The organism is Ammoniphilus soli (genome assembly GCF_040813775.1).
Genome location: NZ_JBEGDL010000058.1, coordinates 1 through 21,665 on the forward strand (window position 1 = coordinate 1; position 21,665 = coordinate 21,665).

At 43.8% G+C, this 21,665-nt stretch carries 21 protein-coding genes and 1 pseudogene; 15 read left to right on the forward strand and 7 right to left on the reverse strand.

Going from position 1 to position 21,665, the window contains the following annotated elements; genetic code table 11:
• Positions 1-248 precede the first annotated feature (248 nt).
• Positions 249-872: a LysE family translocator gene (locus ABLT31_RS36275; protein WP_367760583.1), complete on the forward strand. Its 624-nt coding sequence runs from the start codon at positions 249-251 to the stop codon at positions 870-872.
• Between the two features lie 410 nt (positions 873-1,282).
• Here ABLT31_RS36275 and ABLT31_RS36280 read toward each other — a convergent pair whose 3' ends face one another.
• The 5 genes from ABLT31_RS36280 to ABLT31_RS36300 all read right to left on the reverse strand — a co-directional run bounded on the left by ABLT31_RS36280 (position 1,283) and on the right by ABLT31_RS36300 (position 5,585).
• On the reverse strand, positions 1,283-2,419 hold the full coding sequence (locus ABLT31_RS36280) for an acyltransferase (protein WP_367760585.1): 1,137 nt from the start codon (positions 2,417-2,419) through the stop codon (positions 1,283-1,285).
• Between the two features lie 840 nt (positions 2,420-3,259).
• Positions 3,260-3,886 carry a glycosyltransferase gene (locus ABLT31_RS36285; RefSeq protein WP_367760587.1) on the reverse strand — a complete coding sequence of 209 codons (627 nt, stop codon included), beginning with the start codon at positions 3,884-3,886 and terminating at the stop codon, positions 3,260-3,262.
• 309 nt (positions 3,887-4,195) lie between these two features.
• On the reverse strand, positions 4,196-4,384 hold the full coding sequence (locus tag ABLT31_RS36290; RefSeq protein ID WP_367760588.1) for a CDGSH iron-sulfur domain-containing protein: 189 nt from the start codon (positions 4,382-4,384) through the stop codon (positions 4,196-4,198).
• Between the two features lie 278 nt (positions 4,385-4,662).
• A complete protein-coding gene (locus ABLT31_RS36295; protein WP_367760589.1) occupies positions 4,663-5,466 on the reverse strand; it encodes a YncE family protein in 804 nt (267 codons plus the stop codon).
• A complete protein-coding gene (locus ABLT31_RS36300) occupies positions 5,463-5,585 on the reverse strand; it encodes a hypothetical protein (protein WP_367760591.1) in 123 nt (40 codons plus the stop codon). Before ABLT31_RS36300 ends, ABLT31_RS36295 begins: the two co-directional genes overlap by 4 nt.
• 1,056 nt (positions 5,586-6,641) lie before the next feature.
• Here ABLT31_RS36300 and ABLT31_RS36305 point away from each other — a divergent pair.
• Positions 6,642-7,490: a PAS domain S-box protein gene (locus ABLT31_RS36305; RefSeq protein WP_367760606.1), complete on the forward strand. Its 849-nt coding sequence runs from the start codon at positions 6,642-6,644 to the stop codon at positions 7,488-7,490.
• A pseudogene (locus ABLT31_RS36310) lies at positions 7,469-7,546 on the forward strand (sigma 54-interacting transcriptional regulator); the annotation flags it as partial. The gene ABLT31_RS36305 and the pseudogene ABLT31_RS36310, both read left to right, overlap by 22 nt.
• Positions 7,547-7,851: 305 nt before the next feature.
• On the opposite strand, the gene ABLT31_RS36315 reads toward ABLT31_RS36310, so the two are convergent.
• Together ABLT31_RS36315 and ABLT31_RS36320 are read right to left on the reverse strand one after the other, a co-directional pair.
• A complete protein-coding gene (locus ABLT31_RS36315) occupies positions 7,852-8,571 on the reverse strand; it encodes a FadR/GntR family transcriptional regulator (protein WP_367760592.1) in 720 nt (239 codons plus the stop codon).
• A 156-nt stretch (positions 8,572-8,727) separates the two neighbouring features.
• Positions 8,728-9,342, reverse strand: coding sequence for a FadR/GntR family transcriptional regulator (locus tag ABLT31_RS36320; protein ID WP_367760593.1), 615 nt, complete (start codon positions 9,340-9,342; stop codon positions 8,728-8,730).
• A 375-nt stretch (positions 9,343-9,717) separates the two neighbouring features.
• Between ABLT31_RS36320 and ABLT31_RS36325 the strand changes: the two genes are divergently transcribed.
• The 12 genes from ABLT31_RS36325 to ABLT31_RS36380 all read left to right on the forward strand — a co-directional run bounded on the left by ABLT31_RS36325 (position 9,718) and on the right by ABLT31_RS36380 (position 21,567).
• Positions 9,718-10,254, forward strand: coding sequence for a TRAP transporter small permease (locus ABLT31_RS36325; RefSeq protein ID WP_367760594.1), 537 nt, complete (start codon positions 9,718-9,720; stop codon positions 10,252-10,254).
• A complete protein-coding gene (locus tag ABLT31_RS36330) occupies positions 10,251-11,531 on the forward strand; it encodes a TRAP transporter large permease (protein WP_367760595.1) in 1,281 nt (426 codons plus the stop codon). The genes ABLT31_RS36325 and ABLT31_RS36330 overlap by 4 nt, the downstream gene beginning before the upstream one ends.
• A 21-nt stretch (positions 11,532-11,552) precedes the next feature.
• Complete coding sequence (locus tag ABLT31_RS36335) at positions 11,553-12,611, forward strand: C-terminal binding protein (protein ID WP_367760596.1); 1,059 nt, start codon at positions 11,553-11,555, stop codon at positions 12,609-12,611.
• Between the two features lie 30 nt (positions 12,612-12,641).
• Positions 12,642-13,709, forward strand: coding sequence for a DctP family TRAP transporter solute-binding subunit (locus ABLT31_RS36340; protein ID WP_367760597.1), 1,068 nt, complete (start codon positions 12,642-12,644; stop codon positions 13,707-13,709).
• Positions 13,710-13,734: 25 nt separating this feature from the next.
• Positions 13,735-14,514, forward strand: a complete 780-nt coding sequence (locus ABLT31_RS36345; protein ID WP_367760598.1) for an SDR family NAD(P)-dependent oxidoreductase — start codon at positions 13,735-13,737, stop codon at positions 14,512-14,514.
• A 30-nt stretch (positions 14,515-14,544) separates the two neighbouring features.
• Positions 14,545-15,384: an isocitrate lyase/PEP mutase family protein gene (locus tag ABLT31_RS36350; RefSeq protein ID WP_367760599.1), complete on the forward strand. Its 840-nt coding sequence runs from the start codon at positions 14,545-14,547 to the stop codon at positions 15,382-15,384.
• A gap of 172 nt (positions 15,385-15,556) precedes the next feature.
• Positions 15,557-17,320 carry a thiamine pyrophosphate-binding protein gene (locus ABLT31_RS36355; RefSeq protein WP_367760600.1) on the forward strand — a complete coding sequence of 588 codons (1,764 nt, stop codon included), beginning with the start codon at positions 15,557-15,559 and terminating at the stop codon, positions 17,318-17,320.
• A gap of 18 nt (positions 17,321-17,338) precedes the next feature.
• Positions 17,339-18,769 (forward strand): aldehyde dehydrogenase family protein, encoded by a 1,431-nt coding sequence (locus ABLT31_RS36360; RefSeq protein ID WP_367760601.1) that lies wholly within the window; start codon positions 17,339-17,341, stop codon positions 18,767-18,769.
• Between the two features lie 5 nt (positions 18,770-18,774).
• On the forward strand, positions 18,775-19,749 hold the full coding sequence (locus ABLT31_RS36365; protein WP_367760602.1) for a hydroxymethylglutaryl-CoA lyase: 975 nt from the start codon (positions 18,775-18,777) through the stop codon (positions 19,747-19,749).
• Between the two features lie 109 nt (positions 19,750-19,858).
• Positions 19,859-20,266 carry a hypothetical protein gene (locus ABLT31_RS36370; protein ID WP_367760603.1) on the forward strand — a complete coding sequence of 136 codons (408 nt, stop codon included), beginning with the start codon at positions 19,859-19,861 and terminating at the stop codon, positions 20,264-20,266.
• Between the two features lie 390 nt (positions 20,267-20,656).
• Entirely contained in the window at positions 20,657-21,193 is a 537-nt protein-coding gene (locus ABLT31_RS36375) for a GNAT family N-acetyltransferase (protein ID WP_367760604.1), read from the forward strand.
• Between the two features lie 35 nt (positions 21,194-21,228).
• A complete protein-coding gene (locus ABLT31_RS36380) occupies positions 21,229-21,567 on the forward strand; it encodes an alpha/beta hydrolase (protein ID WP_367760605.1) in 339 nt (112 codons plus the stop codon).
• The last annotated feature ends 98 nt before the right edge of the window (positions 21,568-21,665 follow it).

The following is a 21,665-nucleotide window of genomic DNA, read 5'->3' on the forward strand; positions in this document are numbered from 1 at the left end:
AATTATATGCCTATTAACCTTTAAGTTGCCTGTCTAAAAAATATTTTACCATGGGAAACTTTTTTATGAAGGAAAAAATTAGATTAAAGTGAAATCGCTTTTTTTAACGGGATTCGATAGCACGGGGACGCATCAGCATTCGTCCCTTGCTTTGTTGCTGCGGGAAGGGCAGAATTCTTCAGTAAAGTATTTTACTTGTCACCCAAATATGGTATGGTAAGAAATAAATTTTTCATTTGGAGGTTGGTATGCAAAATTTTTATCTGTTTGTCGTCATGTCAATCTTGCTTATTATTCTTCCGGGTCCCGATACTGGTTTAGCCACGCAAAACACCATTGCTTACGGAAGAAAAGGTGGAATTGAAACGGTTTTAGGTATTACTACAGGGCTTATCTTCCATACCTTAGCAGTGGTTTTCGGTCTTTCTGCCGTAATCGTTAAATCGGCATTGTTGTTTTCTATTTTTAAATATGTTGGTGCAATCTATCTCATTTATCTTGGTGTAACGTCAATATGGTCTATGAAGAAGAATTCAGATTCAACAAGTGGCGACAATCAAATAAAATATAGGAATAAATCTCCATTTCGCCAAGGTTTTTTAACGAACCTGCTTAATCCAAAAGTAGCTGTTTTCTTCCTTACTTTTCTTCCACAATTTTTGACCTCAAGCAGTGAACCATTTTTGCAATTTCTCGTCATGGGATTCACTTATACTATTTTAACCATTATTTGGTTTCTGCTATATGTGTATTTAATTGATTACATCAGTGCATGGATGAAAAAACCATCTACACAACGAGCCATTCAAGGAATCTCAGGGTTTGTTCTCGTGACTTTTGGAATTAAGCTTGCTTTAGAAAGAAGACCCTAGTTTAATAACATAAAATAAAATCCCAACCCGAATGATGATTGGTTGGGATTTTATTTTTACCATAGAAATTGCAGATTGCTTATTTCTAAACGGAGATCGACTGTTGAATAAGACAAACAAAAAAGAAGGGCTTCTTCAACGACATAACAGTTGGGACTAGCCCTTCTTTTATTATTTCGATTGAGAATATAAATGTGTAATTGTGCAGAAAAATCGGCTATGATAGCCTGCTTGCACCAAGCGGAAGCCGTTTCGCTCTCTGGTTGTCTTTTTTATTAAATATGTACTTGTTTAAGCTACTTCGCGTCTCGATGTCATATTTTTAATTTCCATATAACACTAAGCCCACCATGAAACGCCATGGTGGGTTTTTTGGGGCAACTGAACGGCTGGCCAATGGTCGGGGATATTTAAGCACGCCGTGGTTCAGCCGTGGTAGAAGCCAATGATTCCTGAGGGTTATTGCTAGGTTTTGTTCCTCCCAGCCAACTCGCTTTCGGCAACCGATTGATCAAATAGATCCCGAGTGAGGCAGACAGCAGTGTGGCCGTCCAGAGATAGAGGATTCCGGCCGTTCCTGACCAAAGGGAAGCCGGGTTGATTTTCTGGTCGAAAAAGACAAGAATACGTAAGCACAAAGGATGCAGAAGATAAAACAGGAAGGATTGGCCTGCGATTTGTTCGATGCCACGCGTGATTGCCATACCCCATCGGGCCCGCCGCTCCCAATCAAGGACATGGAGCAAAGTGAAGAAAAGAAGGAAGCTGGCCATGGAATAAAACATCGTACTTGGTTTGACAGAATGGGCATAGGTTTGGGTCACATAGCCGTCAACAAGATGGAGGGCCAAAGCTCCGATCCATAGGAGGGTGAAGCAGAGGATCATCCCCTTCTTTTTTTTCATGTCTATCATCTTTTGATAGTTTTGCGCAGCATATAAACCAAACACAAAGTAAAAAATCCAATTAAGGGCTAGTGTCGTATAGGCAATTTTGATCGAAGGAAGCGTGAACCATCCTATCTGGTGAAAATAAATGGCATGGATCGCTGCACCCTGAATGAAAAACGAGCCGATCAGCAGTCTCTTCGGATACCTGGTGATCCATCGAAAAAAGAAAGGAAACACAGCATACAATTGAATCATAATCAACACAAAGTAAAGATGGACGTAGCCGGTTCCGGTCAGCAAGTGCAGCCAAGTGTTTTGGGTGACCTCGATGAAAGTGGACAGCGACCCATTCGCTTGCCAATCATGGCGATAAACAAAGACCGAGTAGATGAAGGTCCACAGAACATAGGGGACGGCAACTTTGCTAAAGCGGCACTTGAAGAAATAGAAATAATTCGGCGACGGCTTTCTGTTTTCTATATAGTATAGAATAAACCCAGAAATCATAACAAAGATCGGGGAGCCAAAACGAAACGACTGGTTGAGCATAAAAGCAAAGCCGTTGGTTAATACCTGGCCGGAAGTGACATGGATCGTGATAATGGAAAGGGCGGCAAAAGCACGGAGAATACTCAGTTGTATGATACGTGATTTCATTGTGTTTACCTCATTTGGATTGGAAGTTTCCGCAGAACCGGTCCTCTTGACCTGGTCATCGGAACTGGAAAACGCAAGAAATGGTTCTCTTAGTGATGTAAATCACTATACAACGAATTTATTACGATACTATGATCAGGCTTTAACCTTTTTGGAAAACCAAAAACCTCCTTTGGTACAGCACCAAAGGAGGTTTTATATGATGCTTAAACCTATAACATTCTGGATGAACCTTTCGAATGAGAAACATCCAATTTCACAATAAACAGGCTCGGAGGTTTTGAGGACCATAAGGAAATCACTGCAAGGCATTGGTTCATGTTAAGATTACGGCAACGTAAATCCGCTTGAAGGTCAAGCGCTACAGTTGGTCGTATTTCCACGAGCAGGGGGACGCCTCTTAGGGTTCCTATCTCACTTTTTAATACACCAATACCAGAGTTTGACCTCTTCGGGCACATTGTCCTTCAAGTAGAAGATGCTGGAGCTATAGGATTACTGAATAACCATAACATCAAATATGGTTCATGGTGGAATATGGGATGGTCGTATTTAACTGAGTGGATTTTGTTCTTCATTTTTATATACATCACAAATGGAGGGAAAGGTGGAAAAACCCATTATAAATTAGTTTTGGGTTAACAAGAGATTTTTCTGGATGGAGTATATTAGACGTCTTATTGAAGTAACGAGGATCTTTAGTTTAATATCGCAAAAGGCTAATCTAGTTTAGGATAAAAGAATAGGTATTGCTTGAATTCGTTGTATGAACATGGGAAAATTCTTTTGCCAAAGGGAATTGTAAAAAAATCTCCAGCAGAATGCTGGAGATTCTTAAGATTATTTTTTAAACTTCTCCGGAAATTGTTTCACAACTCCCACAGAGATAGCATCTGCCATTAGGATTATATGTGTGACCCCTTCATCAATCGAAGCGATTCTTGCATCCCAATCTTTTGCTAAGCTTGCAGATAAGTCATTTGTCACCAATTCCAGATGCATAAACAGCAATTTTTTTAGATCTTCTTTTTTCAGATAAGGATTGGCACCGCTAAGGAACGCCGCTATGTCATCAGCATTTCTATACCACTCTTTGATTAGCTGATCCACCAGGGCTTTCTTTCCATTTTTAGCCGCATCTACAATCTTGCCGGCAATAACAATAAGTTCCTTAAGCAAATCCGTAAGTTTGTTCCAAGCTTCTTCTCCATATACCGGCTTCACAGCATTACCAATATCCTCCTGATTTTTCAGCAGCCTTGACAGTACATCCTTTTGATCCTCCGCTCCTGCTGTTGTTGCACTTGTAATATAATTGCTTGTCCACAATACATGATCAATCCAAAGTCTCCTGAATTCATTTGCGAACTTTACTTCTGATTGGCTAATGCATTGTTCCTGTGTTTTAGCGTAGGCACTGATTGAACCAGCCAGCATGTTTAGCGGTAATAACAAAATAAATCCCATCAACAATAATTTTTTCGTAAACCTGCTCTGCTCCTTCCAAAAAAAGTATCCTTCTTAATTATTGATATACACGATTTTCTTATTCCTTTAAATGGTTCTTCTACCTCTACATCGAACCAGTACAACGTTCGGAATCTGCCCGCCTCGGGGATACCCCCTCGTGTAGGGGTCTGACCGTGCGTCCGTCAAGGCCTTTCTTGCCTACCAGTAACGGTGGTTGAAGTCCAAGCGAGGAAAATGGCATAGATGTTCGAAAGTAATAAAAAACACCTCCTTGGAGGTGTTGACTAGCCATATGGTTATGGTGCCTTAGGCTCTTACAACGCTTTCGAATTTTCCTTTATGGGTTCCATCACAGAAAGGTTTTTTATTGGACAGACCACATCGACAAAGAGAAATGGAATTACTGGTTTCCATGGGCTTTCCTTCGCCATCTAACAGGGTGAAGTCGCCAGTAACCCTTAGAGAGCCGTTATCGTTAATCTTGATTTCAGCCATACATTCACCTCCTAATTTTTTAGGATTGGTTCATGAGGGAGATTTTATTCATTTTATTCAATCGCTGCCGTTTTGACTTTGTTGTTTTTCAGAGTATTCCATTGAAGAATCATGCTATTGGTCTTGAATCACAGAAATGGATCGGTCGTTATTGGTATAAATACGATTGGTTCTTTGATTAAGGGTCAGTTCAAACGGTAGTCTTCCGACAGAAAGGGTTGAGATCTTTTTCAAGGACCGAGAATGATAGACGTATATTTTACTATTATTGATGTCGGTTATAAAAAATGATTAGTTGCAGGATTGATGAGAAGATAATCAAAAATGGGCACTACTCTAGAGGAAATGATGCGGTCTGTCTTACCATCAATAACAAATATCTTATCACTGCCGCTTAAACCTGGATCACGCGATACGTAAATGAGGTTTTTGGTCGAATCAATTACCAGCTGATCCGGATACAAGCCAAGTTGAATCCTGCGGATCACTTTATTCGTTCGTCCATCAATGACAGAAACTTGACCTACGCTAGTTACATACACTTTATTGGTGTTTGGATTAATGACAGGAAGTCCAGGGAGCCTTCCAACTTTTATCGTCGCCATAACAGCATTTGTAAAACCATTAATGACTGAGATTGTGCCATCATCAGTATTGGATACATAAATGCGATTTGTCCTCTCATTAACGGATAGATCGTGATAGGGAGATTTCCCAACCTTAATCGTCTTTACGACCCGATTTGTTTTTCCGTCTATCACGGAAACGGTTTGATCGACTAGATTTAGAACGTATAATCGGTTGGTTCTTGTATTAACCGCTATCCCCCATGGTCTTCTGCCTGCCTTAATAGTTGACTCCACCCGATTGGTTTTTCCATTTAAAACGACTACTGAGCCGCCCAGATTGTTGGTGACATAAATGCGGTTGGTCCGCGGATTTACGGCAATTCCAGCTTCGTTAAAGTAGGTACCGACCCTAACAAGCTTTATAGCCCTATTATTATGACCGTTTATGATAACAATAAATTCGGCGTTCTGACCGCTTCTAAAAGCATAAATTCGATTGGTCGATTGATTCACTTGATATCTGCTATGCCCGTAGTATCCATCGGAATAGTAGTAATTATCCGAGGGATGGCTTTTGGTTTACTCAATGCATCACGATTGATCCATGCTTTTACAGCATTGTTAGGTGACATATTTTTCTCTCCCTCCAGGTTCCATAATAGGTACTCTATTTTGAGCGGAGTGTAAACGTAACATTAACCCAAATTGAAATCGTCATTTGGACAAAAAAAAGAAAACATACTTAGAAAATAGGTTTCGAGGTTTATAAACCCAGATATTAATAGAAAGACAGCATGGTTGAGTCCTCCAACGCCATAATCTCTCGAATTTGAAGTAAAATCTCTCGAAATAGAGGGTTAATCTCTCGATCATCTCTCGAACAGCTAAACTTGACCTTATAGGGGGATCACCACTTCCTTCCTTCGTGTTAAAATACTAGACATACAACACAGAAATCACAGGTTGCGGGAGGAAAGATGAAGAGTTCACTTGTTACGATCCGCCTCAAGCTCATGGCGGTGATGATAGCGGCCATAGCCATTCCGATCCTGACAACGGGATATTTCATGATGAAGCAGGCCGAAGATTCTTTGTTGAGGGAGAAGGAAGCAAGGCTCTATGCCATTGCCGGGGAACTTGACCGGCATGTGGAGGGGAGCTTTCGCCATCTTATGCGCGAAGGTGCCGGAATGGATCGTGAGGCAGCCATCCAGGCATTGAATCATAAGCTTCAACCGTTGACGGATCGCGTGGCCCAGGGCAATCCGGGGGTTGGGGTGGGCTACTATTCGAAGGAATGGGATGCGGTAGTGACCTATGGACCAAGCAATCAGTATTGGGATAAGATTGGGGTCTCTATCAGTGAGCATCATCCTGGCCGCCAGGTGATGAAGGAAGGGGTTCCTCAGGTCTATACCGGAAGCCAGGTCAGAGGCGATATTATGAATGCCATGGTTCCGCTCCTCAGAGGCCATGAGGTGATCGGTTATGTATGGGCCGATGAACTGACGAGCGATGTGCAGCTTCAATTGAATAAGATGAGGAAAAATATTCTTTGGATCCTGGTGCTTGGAGCCTTCATCGGAATGCTGGCCGCTATTCTGATCTCCAATAGGATCGGAGGGAGGCTGGATCAAATGATCGCTTCCATTAAGAAAATGGAGAAAAATGTGGCTTACAGGCTGCCGATGGTCGAAGGGGAACTGGGGAGAATTCCCATTGCGGTGAACCGGCTAATCGATAGGCTGCTAGAATTGAAAGGGCATACCGAAGTGATCGTTTCTAGCGTCAGCGATGGAATTATTACCGTGGACAATGAGGGGAAAGTAACCGAATGGAATGACGCCGCTGTGAGAATCACCGGATATAGCAGGGAAGAAATGATTGGAAGCGTTTATGGTTCCCTATTTTCTGAGGAGGATCGCAGGAAAAGCGCTCTGCTTCAAACGCTGCACACCGGACAGGTTTATGCTTCCGTTGATTTTCATTTTCCATCGAAAAGCGGGGAAAAGATTCCGGTCAACTGCAGTACAGCCCTGCTTGAAGGACCTGGCGGCCATTTAATGGGAGCTGCGGTCGTATTTCGGGATCTGAGAGAAAGAATCAAGTGGGAAGAACAGATTCGGCGGACCGATCAGCTTCTGGCATTGGGAGAGCTCGCGGCAGGCATGGCGCATGAAATACGCAACCCGTTAACCTCCATCAAAGCATTCAGCCAAATCATGGAGCAAGGTCTGGATCCGGATGAGCCCAACAGGGATTATCTGGAGATTATCATTAAGGAGACAGACCGGATGAACCGCCTGGTGGAGCATCTTCTCCTGTTTGGAAAGCCATCCATCCGTGAGGAGCGGGAATGGAATCTGCCTGAAGTGCTGGAGCAATCCTTGCTGCTGGTCGAGCATAATTTGCGGAAAAAAGCGGTTCAAATCACCAAGCAGTTAGAGAACGCTCCGATGATGATCGATTATCATTTGCTCCAACAAATCATGATCAACCTGCTACTGAATGCCGTTCACGGTCGGCCTATCCGATAATCACCGTCAATTGCGGAGCCATTCCGGAGAATTTGCTGGAAAGCGAGCTGTTTGGCAGACGGAGGTGAATTAGCGGGAAAATCTCCATCTGCATCATTTTTTTCGCAGCATTTTGGTTCATTCACAGTCAATAGTGGGCGAAATTCCCTTTAAATGCAATAAAAAAGAAGAAAATGAAGGTTTAATGGGAGGATTTCCATCTACTTTTAATTACTGGACTATCATATATGTAAACCTGAACCGCGGTCAGAATTTGTAGAGCCCACTCAAGAGCTTTCTTCTCTAGAAGTTTTTTTCCTTTTCCTTTAACCTTGAAATAATTTGGGAAACCTTTGTAGCTCGGTTTCCCTTGTAATCATCATCATGATTTTTTATTGGATTCGAATATCTCCCAGATCTTTCTTTCGTTCCCGAGCAAGTGTTGTCTCATCTCTCTGGCAGCCGTTTCCGGATCTTTTTGAAGAATGGCATCGACAATGGCCTTGTGCTCATCATAGGCTTGCAAAAAACGATTGGGTTCTTTCATGGAATGCATTTTACTGATACGCATCCCTTCTTTGACTTTAGCTGCAACGGCTTGGTATACATCTGTATAGATGGAGTTTTGGGATGCTAGAATAATAGAGTGATGGAATAAATAATCTTCATCTAATCCGGTTAAGCCATTTTGTACCGCTTTCAATAAATTCTCGTTACATTCCTTGATCTTTAAAAGATCCTTTTTCGACCCCTTTACAGCCGCCAGTCCAGCTGCTTCTACTTCCAAACCGCGCCGGAATTCAAGGACTTCGCTCAATTCTCTCTTTTCCATTAAGTTTGAGGTAACGCGAAGGATAATGGAATCGCCATGGATATCCTTTAAATAAATGCCTGATCCCGGTCGGGTTTCAATAATTCCATTCGCATGCAAGACACTCATGGCTTCTCTGACAGCTGTTTTGCTTACATTGAAAATGGAAGACAACTCATTCTCAGATGGAAGCTTTTCTCCTGGCTGAATTTTTTCTTCAAGTATATATTGTTCAATGGCAAAAATAATTTCTTCGAATAATCGTTTCTTCTTGATTGGCTTGAGGGCCATGCAAGCAACTCCTTTACATATTAGGATGGCCGGACCAAAAAATAGGGTGATGTGACGATAATAAGCATCATACACTACCGGAATAGGATCTAGAGTGTTGAATGAATTTCATATGGTCAGACCAATATATAGTATGAAAATTCACACACGAAAATATTATACCTCTTTATCTAATAACTGTAACAAGGATATGGCTTTTTGTAAATCCTTTTTATAAATAGCGTCGCTAAACTCTATCCAATCAAATGGAGGTTGTTTGCGAGAAAAGTATTCATTGGCTATCAAAAGGAAAAAGGATTCATTCCAAAGAGAAAGGAAGTACGGATTCGAAATCTTTTCCCCCATATAGGAGATGGCATGAGCAAAGTTTTGCCAGAACGAGTCGTCGCAGCTATCATTCGGCAAGAATTCTTCCGACATAAAAAAGTTCGTTACGATGGTTTGGGCACACATCATCATTACTTCAAAGTAATAGGTTAATTCGGCAGAAGAAAGACTTTTATGGATGACACGGCTAGGAATCAAGAAAGGCGGGGGGCTGGAAACAAAGGTTCCTTCTCCTTGCTTGGACTCAAGGTAGCGCAATAGCTCTAAAACTTTGATGCCCTCCCTTACGGATGAGCGGCTTACTTGCAATAACTCACTGAGCTGTCTTTCCGTAGGAAGCTTCTGACCCGGTTCTAAGTGAGCGCTTTCTATATGATCGATAATTTGCTGGGTAACCTGCTCAAACATTCTGGGAATGGCTTTTATATGTTTATTGGTGTTCATCCTTTCATCACCTCACGCATAGGACTTTTATAAATAGTACCAAACAGGATAGGCAAAAGAAAATAGGAGATAGGAGATAAATTTATAAGAGTGATTTAAATTATTTTAAAAAACAAAAGGTATTGACTAATAAAATATTGTTTAATATACTAGCTCTATCAAATAAAAGTTATAATTTTCCTTAAATGGTCTGACCATCATTAATTAACTAGATGAGAGCGGTTGCGTTCAGATGACACTTATTGGTCTGACCATAATAATATACGAAGAAAGGAGTTGTTGGATATAAAGGAGTGAGTCTCTTACGCCTTTCGTATTATTAAAACCGCTTTCTTATTATTTTTATGCTGAAAAAAGATAGAGAGGAGCGTTGTCATGCCGAAAATCATCAAATTCTTCAACCGACTATCCATTCTATTTATCTCTCTTCTCCTAGCGTTGATGTGTATCCTCGTATTCGGAAATGTCGTACTGCGGTATTTGTTTAACTCCGGAATCACGTGGTCAGAAGAAATGGCAAGGTTCTTATTTGTTTGGCTGGTATTCTTAGGAGCCATTCTTGGTTTGAAAGACAATGAGCATTTGGGAGTGGATATGCTGGTTAAGAAGCTATCTCCCAAATTCAAAAAGGTTCTCTATGTGATCAGCAATTTATTAATCCTTTATAGCCTGATCTTGCTGCTGGATGGAAGCTGGAAACTAACGCTCTTCAGCTTTGATTCTCTAGCCCCAGCCACCGGGATGCCGTACTCCTATTTTTATGGCATTGGCATTGTAGCCAGTATCGGTATGGGAATCATCATTTTCTGTAATTTGTATAAAGTCCTGATTAAAAAAGATACAGACGTTTTAATTATGACCAAAGAGTCGGAGGAGATCGCAGAACCTGTCATGAAGGAGGTGATGAAATGACATTGACCATTTTTGTAGGCTCGCTTCTCGCTGCGATGGCGATCGGTATCCCGATTGCGTATGCTCTTCTGCTTAGCGGAATCGCTTTGATGTTCTATCTCGATGTTTTTGATACGCAGATTATTGCCCAAAACCTGATCACGGGTGCCGATAACTTTCCGCTCATGGCCATTCCATTTTTTATCCTTGCTGGAGAATTAATGAATAGGGGCGGGATCTCCAATCGAATCGTCGCCTTTGCTTTAGCTCTCGTAGGACACCTTCGCGGCGGACTGGGATATGTAGCGATTATTGGCAGCGTTTTATTTGCAGGGCTTTCCGGTTCGGCTGTTGCTGATACGGCAGCGTTGGGGGCCATTTTGATTCCCATGATGGTCAAAGCGGGATATAACAGAAATGCTGCCAGCGGTCTCATTGCAGGAAGCGGCATTATTGCGCCAGTCATCCCTCCTAGCATTCCGATGATTATTTTTGGGGTAACTGCAAACGTATCCATAACCAAATTATTTATGGGAGGCATTGTTCCAGGCTTATTGATGGGAATTGGGTTGGCCATTGCCTGGTGGACCATGAGCCGAAAGACCATCGTTGAAGTGCTTCCCCGAAAATCAGGGAAGGAGATTTTAAAAACAACCTTACAAGCTTTCTGGGCCCTCTTATTACCTATCATTATCATTGTAGGCATGAGAGGCGGGGTGTTTACGCCTACGGAAGCGGCTGTGGTTGCTGTGTTCTATGCGCTGTTTGTCGGATTTTTCATCTACCGGGAGTTGACCCACTCAGCCTTGCTGGAAGTCTTGTATGCATCGGCGAAAACCACGAGTACCGTCATGTTTTTGGCAGCTGCAGCTATGGTATCCGCCTGGCTCATCACGGTGGCCAACATTCCGGCGGATTTAGTGAATTTGCTGAGTCCATTGATGGAAAATCAGACCCTGCTGCTTATTGCGATTATGGCGTTAGTGTTTTTAGTCGGAACAGCGATGGATTTGACGCCTACGATTTTAATCCTTACCCCGGTATTAATGCCGATTGTCAAGCAAGCTGGCATCGATCCTGTCTATTTTGGCATTCTGTTCATCATCAATAACTGTATTGGATTGTTGACTCCGCCTGTGGGAACCGTTTTGAATGTGGCTTGCAGCGTAGGGAAAACCGATATGGCGGGAATCATGAAAGGGGTTTGGCCGTATTTGCTCGTTCACCTTTTGATTCTGTTGCTGCTCATTCTATTCCCGCAAATCATTACGGTGCCTGTTGAGCTTTTAACTCGATAATTGGAGAGAAGGAGAGAAAAGATGGCTAAGTTTAAAGTCGTTATCACGGATTGGGAATTTGAAAATCTTTGCTATGAAGAGCAAGTATTAAATCATCCGGACATTGAATGGAGAGCGTTTCAGTGCCGAACAGAAGAAGAGGTCATCGAAGCTTGCCAGGGTGCAGATGGGATTGTCAATCAATATGCGCCGATCACGCGAAAGGTGATTGAATCCTTAGATCGATGCAAAGTCATAACGCGTTACGGAATCGGATTGAATACCATTGATTTGGATGCAGCAACTGAAAAAGGAATTTGTGTGGCCAATGCCCCCGATTATGGAATCGATGAAGTGTCCAACCATGCTCTTGCCTTACTCATGGATGTGGCGAGAAAAATCACTTTTGCCAACAAGCATGTGAAGCAAGGAAAATGGGATTTCAAGCCCCTGCAGCCGATCTTCCGACTAACCGGTTTGACCCTCGGGTTGGTGGGTTTCGGGAATATCGCTCAAAGGCTGGCAGAAAAGGTCGTTCCTTTAGGTCTGAACGTCATCGCTTACGATCCTTATATTCCTGAGGATGTGGCGAAAGGCCGGAATGTTTCTTTAGTCTCTTTAAATGAATTATGTCAAAAGGCAGACTTCATCTCGGTTCATGCCCCCCTTCTGGCGGCCACCAAGGGGATGATTGGAAAGCAGCAATTTGAACTCATGAAAAAAGGAGTGGCCATTATCAATACTTCACGTGGCCCGGTGATTGATGAAGAGGCATTCATTCAAGCACTGCAGGCTGGAATTGTAGCTGGAGCCGGGCTGGATGTGGTAGAGGAAGAGCCCATACGTTCCAACCATCCTTTTCTCTCCATGGATCAAGTGGTATTGACCCCGCACTGCGCTTGGTATTCCGAAGAGGCGGCTGTGGAAGTCCGATCCAAAACGGCGTTGGGGGTGGTGGATGTATTAGCATATGGGGAATATCCGAAATACCTAGCGAATCGACAAGTTCAGGAAAAAACGGTTCTGAAGTCTCATCATCCGCATGAACGCTATACCTTTGATCGAGATTCCATTTTGCAGAAAATGCAGGTAACCAATTAATCTACTACATAAATGAGGGGGATTTTAATTATGAAAAAGATCATGAAAAAATCGATGAATGTTCTATTAGCTAGCAGTTTAGTTATGGGTCTGGCAGCATGCGGGGGAACAACCGAACAACCGGCTCAATCCTCCCAACCCTCCCAGCCAGCAGCAGAGGGAAGCGGAATCAGTGAGCGTACGATAAAAATCGGTTCAGGCGCAACGGAAAACTCCCCTGTAGGACAAGCCATGCTTGAATTCAAACAGATCGTAGAGGAAAAAAGCGGCGGAAAAATAAAGGTGCAAACGTTCCCTGGCAGTCAGTTGGGCGATGATAAGCAAATGATCGATGCCCTTAAAGCAGGCACGCTGGAAATGTCCACTCCGACAACGGCACCAGTGGTAGGGACAGTGAAAGACTTCGGAATTTTCGATTTGCCTTTTACCATCAGTAGTCCGGAAGTCGCGGATAAAGTCCTGGCTAGTCCTGTTGGACAAAAGCTATTGGACAAATTGCCGGAGCAAGGTCTAATTGGCCTTACCTATTGGGAGTATGGATTCCGGAACCTAACCAACAATGTGCAGCCCGTTGCCAAAGTGGAAGATTTTAAAGGTCTGAAAATTCGCACGCAGCAAAACAACATTCATATCGATGTATTTAACGCTTTAGGAGCCAATGCCACCCCGATGGCATACAGTGAGGTTTTCTCTGGATTGGAAAGCGGAGCCATTGATGGACAAGAAAACCCGGTTGGGGCTATTGAAGACAATAAGTACAACGAAGTGCAAAAATACCTATCGCTGACGAACCATATCTATTCGCCTATTGCCCTATTAATGAGCAAGAAATTCTGGGATCAATTGTCTGATGAAGAGAAAAAGATCATCCAGGAAGCAGCGATCCAAGCCGGCGAAAACGAAAAGAAGAAGGTCCGCGAGCAAGCTCAGCAATCCGTTACTAACCTTCAGAATGCGGGGATGGAAGTCAATGAATTCAGCGCTGAAGAAATTGCCAAAGCAAAAGAGATTATTCAGCCGGTGATCGACAAGCATTCGAAAGAGCTAGATCAAGAAATCGTTAAAGAGTTCTTTAATGCCATTGAAGCAGCAAAATAAAAACTAAACAAAGGTGGAGCAGATCATGAAACTTTCAGGCAAAACAGCACTAGTAACCGGAGCAGCACAGGGGATTGGCAAGGCGATTGCTCTTCGACTTGCAAAAGAAGGAGCTAATGTGGCTGTCATCGATCGAAATGAAGAAAAAATTGAACAAACGGCACACGAAATCAGGGACCTTGGAAGGGAAAGCAAGGGTTACGTGCTCGATTTGAAAAATATCGAAGGTATTGCGCCATTATATGAAACGATCGCGAAGGATTTTGGCCAAATCGATATTGCAGTGAACGCCGCGGGAGTGGTATTGACCAAAGAATTGATAGACATCACCGAGAGTGACTGGGATTTCGTCATGGATATCAATGCCAAAGCTTTATTCTTCTGCGTTCAGCAAGCGGCGAAGCAGATGATGGTGACGGGGGGAGGAAAAATCATCAATTTCGCATCCGTCGCAGGAAAGCAGCCTACCAAGCCTGACCTTTCTGTGTATGGAGCTTCCAAAGCGGCTGTTCTTAGCATCACGAAAACCGCAGCAGCCAACTTTGCCGCTTCTAAAATTACCGTTAATGCCATCTGCCCAGGGGTTGTGCATACGGCCATGTGGGATCAGATCGACCGTGACCGCGCCAAAATCTATAACCAGCCGGAAGGAAAGGCCATTGAAAATATTACAAACTTGATTCCGCTAGGCAGATTAGCCGAATTGGAGGAAATTGCAGGTTTAGTCACCTATCTAAGCTCTTCCGAAGCGGACTATGTCACAGGACAGTCTATTAATATTTGCGGCGGATTGGTAATGAGCTAGATTCCAACCTAATAGAAAAGGGTGATAGAAATGAGTAAAAGAGTGCCATTAAAACAATTGCTGCAAAAAGAAGGCATCGTGGTTGCACCTGGCTGCCATGATGCAATAGGTGCCAAGGTCATCGAAAGCGTCGGTTTTGATGCTGTTTATATGACAGGAAATGGAGCTTCGGCTAGCGCGATAGGGAAGCCAGACGTTGGCTTGCTCACGATGACGGAAATGATTACTAGAGCAAGGGGAATCGTTTCCGCGGTCGATATCCCCGTGATTGCGGATGCAGATACGGGATACGGCAATCGCAACAATGTGACCCGAACTCTTCAAGAGTATGAGGCCAGCGGGGTATCAGCCATTCATCTGGAAGATCAGGTCACCCCGAAAAAATGCGGGGCCATGAGCGGCATCGAGCTCATCTCGATCGATGAACATGTGGATAAGATTCAAGCAGCGGTTCGAGCAAGAAAGGATGATAACTTCCTTATCATTGGCCGAAGCGATGCAAGAGGTACAAAAGGGTTAGCCGAAGCGATTGAGCGGGGAAAAGCCTATGCCAATGCTGGGGCAGATCTTATTCTCATTGAAATGCTGGAATCGGTTGATGAAATGAAGGAAGTCGCCAGAAAAATCGATGCACCTTTGATGTTTAACTATGTTGAACACACCAAAATACCGAACCTAACCATTCAACAATTCCAGGATCTAGGATTTAAACTATTGGCTTATCCTCTGTCCTCGACCTTCTACTACGCAAAAACCATGATGGATTTGATGAGGACGCTGAAGGAAACGGGATCCACCGAAAGCTTCCAGGAACAGATGCTGAAAATCCATGACTATGAAAAGTTCCTAGGAATTGACAAATATAGATAAAGGCAGTAGGGCTGAGGGGGATCAGTTGGGTTCCATACGAAGGTTCCTCTCAGCGATTCTAATAATAGTAGAAAGAATAGATCACCCAATATTGGTCTGACCATAATAAGTTATTTAAATATGTAATGCATCAACTGATCGTAAAGAGATTCTGGCTGGGAGGAGGATTAGGATGAAAAATCTAATCTCACATCAATTAGTAAACTATTTGGAGGATAGAGGTGTCCAACATCTCTTCGGTCTTTGCGGACATACCAACATTGCGGTATTAACGGCATTGGAGGGCAGCAGCATTAAGTTTGTGAACACCAGACATGAACAAATTGCAGCCCACATCGCCGATGGATATGCGAGAGCGAAAAAAGAAACCGCTGTGGTTTTGAGTCACTTAGGACCGGGATTAACGAATGCAGCGACCGGTGTGGCGAATGCAGCGCTGGATTCCATCCCGATGGTCGTGATTGCTGGGGATGTGCCTAGCCATTACTACGGAAAACATCCGCACCAAGAAGTCAACCTCCATGCGGATGCTGCGCAATATGAAATTTACCGCCCGTTTGTCAAGCGTGCTTGGCGCGTCGATCGTCCGGATCTCTTCCCGCAAATTTTAGAAAAGGCTTTCCAATTGGCGGAAAGCGGAAGACCGGGACCGGTTCTTGTCTCTGTGCCGATGGATATCTTCTCGATGGAAATTGATACAGCTTTATTCGAGAAAGTGAAAAAACATACCCGTAAATTACATAAGCCTTCCATTGATGATGAAACGGCAACGAAGATCGTAGAAAAGCTTCTTGCAGCTAAGGATCCTGTGATATATGTAGGCGGAGGAATTATGCTGGCGGACGCAGCTGCCGAATTAAAGAAATTAGCCGATCACCTCAGCATACCTGTGGCTTATAGCTTGATGGGGAAAGGCGCCATTTCCGAAGATCATCCGTTTGCTTTGGGCATGACCGGTTTCTGGGGAACGAAGTTCATCAACGATACGACCCGCAATGCCGATCTCATCTTAGCTCTGGGTACGCGTTTTGCGGAAGCGGATGCCAGCTCGTGGGAAGAGGAATATACCTTCGATATTCCGAAAACCAAGCTGATTCATATCGATATCGATCCAAACGAAATCGGACGGAACTATCCAGCGGAAATGGGGGTCGTTGCCGATCTAAAACAAGCTTTAATTGTCATCAATCGCATAGCCAAACAGCTTCTTCCAAACGGAAGACAAAACGAAGCCTTGAAGCAAAAAATTGCCGCTAACCGAGAACAGTTCGTGAGAGGCAACGAAGAACACGCCAACTCCAATGCCTTCCCGATGACCCCGCAGCGGATCTTGAAGGATGTTCGTGACGTCTTGCCAAGGGATGCCTTCATTACGACGGATGTAGGCTGGAACAAGAATGGAGTAGGACAGCAATTCCCGGTGTATGAGCCCGGTACCGTTCTTACCCCAGGCGGTTTGGCTACGATGGGCTTCGGAGCGCCAGCAGCCTTAGGAGCCAAGATTGCTCAACCGAATCGAGTGGTCATTTCCTTAGTAGGAGATGGCGGTTTTGGTCAAAACCCAGCCGTACTGGCGACAGCTGCCGAAGAAAACATCCCGGTCATCTGGGTCATTATGAACAACTATGCCTTCGGAACCATTGCCGGGCTGCAAAAAGCGCACTATGGCACCACCTTAGGAACACTGTTCCAGCGCGATGGAGCACCTTATTCCCCCGATTATGCCGCGATAGCAAGAGCATACGGCATTGAAGGGGTGAAGATCCAATCCGCGGACGAATTTAAAACCGCGTTAGAGCAGGCGATCGCTTCCAACAAGCCATGTGTCATTGACGTTCAAATGCAGAACATCCCAACGCCAACGGCTGGGCACTGGAACATCATGGATATCTACTCCCCGAATAAAAAAGTCCATCACGTAGCGGTAGAAGCTTAATACCTAGGAGGGAAAATCATGGCAGAAGTAAAGGTGAGACCGACCGAATTGACCGAGGCACAACAGCAGGAATTGGATCAAGCTTTTGAAAAGGCAAGAAAAGCACTGGCGATTATCGAAACGTATGACCAAGCTCGGGTAGATCGCCTATGTCAAGCCGTGGCTTGGGCCGTTTCCAACAAGAAAACCTTTGAGCGTCTAGTGGATATGGGAATTCAGGAAAGCGGACTGGGCGATTACGAAAGCCGCATGAATAAGCGATTCAAAATCCGTGGTGTTCTTCGCGATGCCTTGCGTCAAAAGAGCGTGGGGATCATTGAAGAAATTCCGGTAAAGGGGATTGTGAAGTATGCGAAACCCGTTGGCATCATTGGATCCATCGTACCGACAACGAACCCGGACCTGACGCCAGCCGGTTCGGCGATCTATGCGATTAAAGCTCGCGATGTGGTGATCTTTTCTCCACACCCACGTTCGAAAAAGACCACGTTTGAAACCGTCCGCCTGATGAGAGAGGCTTTGGAGAGAGAAGGAGCACCAGCGGATATTCTTCAATGCTTGACGAACGTGAATATTCCGATGACCAAAGAACTCATGGCAAGAGCCGATCTTGTATTGGCTACCGGAGGCAAGGATATGGTAAAGAGCGCCTATAGCTCCGGAACGCCAGCTTATGGGGTAGGGGCAGGTAATGCGACCATGATTTTTGATGAAACTACCGATGTGGAGGAAGCGGCACGCAACACCATGCTGAGCAAGACCTCTGACTTCGGTTCCGGCTGTTCCGCCGACGGAAACCTGATCATTCATGAAAGCGTGTTTGAACCTATGATCGAGCAATTAGTCCAAGAAGGCGGCTATCTCGCTAACGAAGAAGAAAAAGCGAAACTCCGTGCCGTCATGTGGGATGCGGAAGGTCACCGCCTTCCTGACACGGTAGCGGTTGCCCCGCAAAAGCTGGCGGAGGCGGCTGGCTTTGCGATACCTGCCGATCGCAAGTTCATTATCGTTCGCGGCGATCAAATCGGAAAGCAGCATCTTTTCTCTGGTGAAAAGTTAACGACTTTGTTGGCCGTGTATAAATATGAGGGAGAGTTCGAAAACGCCCTGGACATGATGCGCGCGATTTATGAAGTGGGTGGCAAGGGCCACTCTGTGGGGATTTATTCTTTCAGCGATGAGCACATTCACCGTCTGGCCCTGGCCGCACCGGTAAGCCGCATTATGGTGCGTCAGCCTCAATCCAAAGCCAACGCGGGGGCCTTCAACAACGGAATGCCGATGACGTCCAGTATGGGTTGCGGTACGTGGGGAGGCAATATCACGTCAGAAAACGTCCATTTAAAGCATTATATGAATACGACGTGGGTTTCCCGTCCGATTCCGGAAGACCGACCTTCCGATGAGGAATTATTCGGAGAGTTTTACCAAGCCGAATTAGAAGGATAACGAGCATGGATAAGGCAAATATGGTATGGCCCAATAAAGTGACCATCTGTGAGGTTGGCTTGCGTGATGGCTTGCAAAATGAGAGGAAAATTCTTAGTGTGGAAGAGAAGCTGGAGCTGCTGGATATGGTGGTTGACTCCGGAATCCAAACGATCGAAATCGGTTCTTTCGTCCATCCGCGGGCGGTTCCCCAAATGGCTGACACGGACAAAGTCGTTGAGCGCATGAAAAGAGTCGATGGTGTAGAATATCGGGCCTTAATTCCTAATCTTATAGGTTTAGAGCGGGCCCATGCTGCTGGCTTGACGAAGGCCAAGCTGACGGTATCCGTCAGCGAGTCGCATTGTATGAACAATTTCAATCAAACTCCCTTGGAAATGATGAAGAATTTCAACCCTTGTATGGAGTATGCTGCCAAGCACAATATCAACGTTTCAGGGGCATTATCTTCCGCTTGGGGATGCGCATTCGAAGGCAAGATTCCGGTACAGCAAATCGAAAAGATTGTACGCGAATTCTTACAACTGGGGATTACGGAATTATCCTTATCCGATGCGGCAGGAATGGCCAATCCGAGGCAGGTCTATGAAATCGGGAGCTATATGGTCCGGACGTTTCCGCAGGTAAAGTGGATCCTGCATTGCCATAATACCCGTGATATGGCCTTAAGCAACATCGTTGCCGGTATTCAGGCCGGTATTACTACATTCGACGGAGCTTTCGGGGGATTGGGTGGGTGTAACTTCATCCCAGGAGCAGCAGGGAATATCCCTACGGAAGACGTTGTTCATATGCTCCACGAAATGGGAATGGATACGGGTGTCGATTTGCAAAAGGCGATCGCAACGGCACACAGAGTCAGAGAAATGGTTGGCCATGAGATTCCGAGCTATGTATTGAAAGCTGGTCGCTGTCAGGACCTTACAAATGTAAAGGCCAAAGGACAGAATAATAAGGTTCATCAAGATCAGACCACCTGAATAGGAAGATAATTTATTTAAAAGAAATAAACTAATGGCTGCCATTCGAAGGCAGCCTATTGTACTTTTGGGCAGCACTCAATCAGAAACATGATAAAATATAGTAAAAATGAAAGCAAAGGATGGTTGTTCATCGAGCTATGGTAAAGAATTTCTGGATCATCTTTATGTAGAAGAAATGGGAGTAGATGAATCAGATTTAAATATCTTTACGACAAGTGATTTGGAAAAGGCAATAAAAACAGACGACATAGAAAATATCATCAGAGCATTGGATAAATTACCATACCAGATTGATAGTGATAATATTGTCACATGGTTTGTTGAAAAACTATTTCTATTAAGCTTTCACCCTTACGAAGAGGTCAGACGATCGGTTGCTGAAGCTGCAAACTCTTTGTCTGATTTTTTTACATTAGACAACGATGCACTTGCTCAACTTTCAGATCGTTTCCTTAATGACCAGGATGTGGATATACAGTATTTTGGTTCATTAATCAAAGACAAACTACAATAGGTATGTTTTACGCTAAAGATGCACCACAAGAAGAAATGTTGACAGTACTAACATCAATATTGTATTGATCGCCATTAGCGGATTATGCGTGGCTCTGAACAGGTGTGCGTGGATGGCGCCAAGCATAAGAAGTACAAGAAGGGTCGCGGTGTGCACTAGTTTGATGAAATCGTCATTTGGATAAAAAAAGAAAACCTATTTAGAAAATAGGTTTCGAGGAGAAGAAAATTACTAACAAGGTTTTGTTGTAAATAATACTACCGTATAAATGTGACCAGATTATTAAGGGACTATGAGGAGAAATATTAACCAAAATTTAAATCGAAGAAAAATGAACTCCCGGTTCTCAGAAGTCCTTTTTCTCAAGCTATATGGATGGAGATATAAAATATGAAAATTACCATTAGGCAAGAACAACCCCATGATTATAAAATTACTGAAAGAGTCGTAAAGAGTGCATTTACTAATATGGAGTTCAGTGATAAAAAGGAACATGAATTGGTGTCTCGAATCAGAAAATCTGATGTATTCATCCCTACATTATCTTTAGTAGCCATTCATCAAGATCATAAAGAAATTGTTGGACATATTCTTTTTTCTAAAATAAAAATTATCAATGATAATCAAATGACAGAGTCACTTGCACTTGCTCCTGTTTCTGTCTTGCCAGATTACCAGAATAAAGGCATAGGAAGGCTATTAATTCTCGAAGCATTACAAAAAGCAAAAGACATGGGATACCATTCCGTTGTTGTAATGGGGCATCCAGAATATTATCCAAAGTTTGGCTTCAAGAAAGCATCTTTATGGGGAATAAAAGCACCTTTCGAAGTACCAGAAGATGTTTTTATGGCATTAGAGTTGCGTGAAAATACTCTTGATCATGTTTCAGGCGTTGTTGAATACCCCAGTGTATTCTTTGAATAGGTATTCGTCATTAACAGATTTTTGAAAGGACGAAGATGTTGAACCGTATGAAAAAGCAAATTCTATTCATCCATGGAGCAGGAGTCCAAGGTCTTCATCAGGGAAGTGGCGACTTGGCAGCATACTTACAAGATGGGCTCGGTGCCGATTACGATCTGTTGTATCCTATTATGCCTGATTCGGAAAACCCTGAATATGAGCCTTGGAAAGTGCATCTAAAAAAAGAATTAGCTGCCGTACATAGTGAAGTTATTCTTATCGGGCATTCTTTGGGCGGTGCCGTTCTGTTGAAATATCTTTCAGAAGGAACATATCAAACATCCATTGCAGCATTGTTTGTTTCTTATCGCCACGCCATACTGGGGCAAAGATGAGGATTGGCAAAATGATCAATACGTTTTGCAAGAACGGATGAACTTTATATATGGCTTGAATCTGATACGGAATCAATGGGACACGTAATAATAAGCTT